Below are 2,895 nucleotides of genomic sequence, written 5' to 3'. Positions count from 1 at the left end.
ATGAAAGTACCCATTTCGGTCATGATTGGGAAATCACCAAAGAAGACTTCTTGGGTCTTGATTTCTCCTGTTTCTTTATTGATCAAGCGGAAGGTTACAAAAATTGGTGCTGAGTAGCTAGCATCGTGGATACGTGCTTCTTCGAGCGTGTATTTTGGTTCCTTGATTTCATAGCCAACAAATTCCAACTCCATTGTGTCTGTGAAGTTTGAAATTGGCAATACATCTTCAAATACTTCCTTAAGACCGTGATCTAGGAAATCTTTGAATGAATCCGTTTGAATTTCAATCAAATTTGGTAAGTCAAGAACTTCTTTGATTCTTGAAAAACTACGACGGGTACGATGTTTCCCGTATTGAACGTCATGTCCTGCCAAGATGATTCTCCTTTGTAAATAAATTCCAAGCCTTGTCAATCAGGCTTTTCTAATCGTCATATGGTTTTAAAAACCCCTATCACCGTGTCCCTTTGACAAATTTTCAGAATCTTTAAATCTTTGTTACAAGCACTCAAAAACCTGAAAAAAAGCACAAAAAGAGCAGCTAAATCTGACTTTTTCAGAAGATTTAACTGCTGTGAGCCTTGTCTGGACAATATTTCAGACAAAACCTACGACAAATGATTACTCATATTATACCTTATTTAGCTAGATTTTTCAAGGTTTTTTTACTATTTTTTAAACAATCTTTTCCTATATATTATTTTAAAATTTCAAGAGAATGAAGCATTATATTTTCTCTTAAAAGTCAGGAAAACGCTTGCACTAATGTTTACCTCGTGCTATACTGATAGGGAACAACTACACAAGGAGAATTGTGATGAAAAAGATCCCATCTCAAACTGAGAAAAAAATGATTTATGGTATCCGTTCCTTGAAGAACGGAACTGGTTCTGTCCTCATTGGTGCCAGCATTGTCCTGCTTTCTGCTGCAATGCCAACTATTTCGGCCAATGAAAACCTTCCTCAAACTCAGAAAAATACCAGCGCTGTGACCAAGGCCCCTACTGAGACTGAAACGAGTCAAACTCAAAAGGAAACGCCTATTTCTGAACAAAAGAATGCAAACGCTTCCCTTGATTCTAAAAAAGAAGCTCCAGCTGTGGAAACTACTACAGCACTAGAAACACCTAAAACAGAAGATGCTACTACAAGCCAGGCTAACAGCAAGGAAGAGAAAGTAGATAACAGCACTGCAACGCCAACTTCAGAACAAAAACCACAAGCTGACACATCCTCTGAAGAACCCATCGCAGACAACCACTTCCGTATCCATGTAAAAAAACTCCCTGAAGAGAACAAAGATTCTCAAGGTCTTTGGACTTGGGACGATGTTGAAAAACCGTCTGAAAACTGGCCCAATGGAGCCAAGTCCTTCAAGGATGCCAAGCAAGATGACTACGGCTATTATCTAGATGTCAAACTCAAAAATGAGCAAGCCAAGAAAGTCAGCTTCCTCATCAACAATACCAAGGGGGATAACCTGACGGGAGACCGTTCTGTAGAGCGCCTCTCTCCAAAAATGAATGAGGCCTGGCTAGATGAAAACTACAAGGTATACAACTACCGCCCTCAACCAGCAGGAACTATTCGTGTCAACTACTACCGCACCGATGGAAACTATGACAAAAAATCTCTCTGGTATTGGGGCGATGTCAAAAACCCAAGCAGTGGAGAATGGCCTGACGGTACTGACTTTACCGCAACTGGAAAATATGGACGCTACATTGATATCCCACTCAATGAAGCTGCGAGAGAATTTGGATTTTTATTACTAGACGAAAGCAAGAAAGGCGATGATGTGAAAATCAGAAAAGAAGATTATAAATTCACTGATCTAAAAAATCACAGTCAGATTTTCCTCAAAGATGATGACGAAACCATCTACACCAACCCCTACTACGTTCACGATATCCGTATGACTGGTGCCCAACACGTGGCTAAATCTCGTATCGAAAGCAGTTTTTCTACCCTCGTTGGAGCTAAGAAAGACGATATCCTCAAACACTCCAGCATCACTGATTACCAAGGGAATAAAGTAGCTATCACAGACGTGGAAGTGGATGAGGCAGGTAAAAAAGTGACCTACATCGGCGACTTCTCTGACACTCAACACCCTTACACTGTCAGCTACAATTCAGACCGCTTTACCACACGTTCAAGCTGGCGCCTCAAGGATGAGTCCTACAGTTACGATGGGCCACTCGGCGCAACTCTGAAAGAAGATGGCAAGCGTGTTGACCTCACCCTCTGGTCTCCAAGTGCTGATAAGGTTTCCGTTGTTGTCTATGACAAGAAAGACCCTGAAAAGGTAGTTGGAACTGTCGCCCTTGAAAAAGGAGAAAAAGGAACCTGGAAACAAACTCTGGATGCAAACTCTGGTCTCGGTATCAGCAACTACACTGGCTACTACTACCACTACCAAATCGAGCGCCAAGGTAAAACTGTCCTCGTTCTTGACCCTTATGCCAAATCATTAGCGACTTGGAACAGTGACCTAGCAAAAACAGATGCCGCTCATAAGGTCGCTAAAGCTGCCTTTGTCGATCCAGCGAAGTTAGGTCCGCAAGACTTGACCTATGGAAAGATTCGTAACTTCAAATCACGTGAAGATGCCGTTATCTATGAAGCTCATGTGCGTGACTTCACTTCGGATCCTGCCATCGCAAAAGACTTGACCAAACCATTCGGTACCTTCGAAGCCTTTATCGAAAAATTAGACTATCTCAAAGACTTGGGTGTGACCCACATCCAGCTCCTTCCAGTCTTGTCTTACTACTTTGTCAATGAATTGAAAAACCATGAACGTTTGTCTGCCTACGCTTCAAGCAACAGCAACTACAACTGGGGATATGACCCTCAAAACTACTTCTCCTTGACTGGTATGTACTCAAGC

General features: G+C 41.9%; 1 protein-coding gene and 1 pseudogene. One reads left to right on the top strand and one right to left on the bottom strand.

Annotated elements, in window-relative coordinates:
* Nucleotides 1–377, bottom strand: a pseudogene (locus tag GMD6S_RS08685) (DNA-directed RNA polymerase subunit beta); the annotation flags it as partial.
* 442 nt (nucleotides 378–819) lie between these two features.
* Between GMD6S_RS08685 and GMD6S_RS08680 the strand changes: the two are divergent.
* The coding region (locus GMD6S_RS08680; RefSeq protein ID WP_000723752.1) for a pullulanase-associated domain-containing protein at nucleotides 820–2,895 on the top strand (2,076 nt) is incomplete at its 3' end.

It is taken from the genome of Streptococcus sp. GMD6S, assembly GCF_000297015.1.
This window is presented reverse-complemented; position numbering and strand designations above follow the sequence as displayed.